The following is a 238-nucleotide window of genomic DNA, read 5'->3' on the forward strand; positions in this document are numbered from 1 at the left end:
TATTAGATGCAGATATTGCAAAATGCTTCGACCGAATTAACCATGATTACTTGCTGTCCAAACTAGATTGTCCATCCATGTTAAAACGGAGAATTAAACAATGGCTCAAAGCCGGAGTTTTGGACAATGGCGTATTTGAGGCAACTGAATCAGGAACCCCGCAGGGTGGGGTCATTAGTCCACTCCTGGCCAACATTGCTTTACACGGAATGATAAATTCGGTAGTCAATGCCTTCCC

1 protein-coding gene is annotated in these 238 nt (G+C 43.7%); it reads left to right on the plus strand.

Translation table 11 applies throughout. The annotated features are described in order from the left end of the window. Nucleotides 1-238, plus strand: a 238-nt coding sequence (locus LKK83_RS02825; RefSeq protein ID WP_324629297.1) for a reverse transcriptase domain-containing protein, incomplete at both ends; no start/stop codon positions are given.

It is taken from the genome of Phormidium sp. CCY1219 (assembly GCF_035615515.1).
Lineage (GTDB): Bacteria > Cyanobacteriota > Cyanobacteriia > Cyanobacteriales > Laspinemataceae > CCY1219.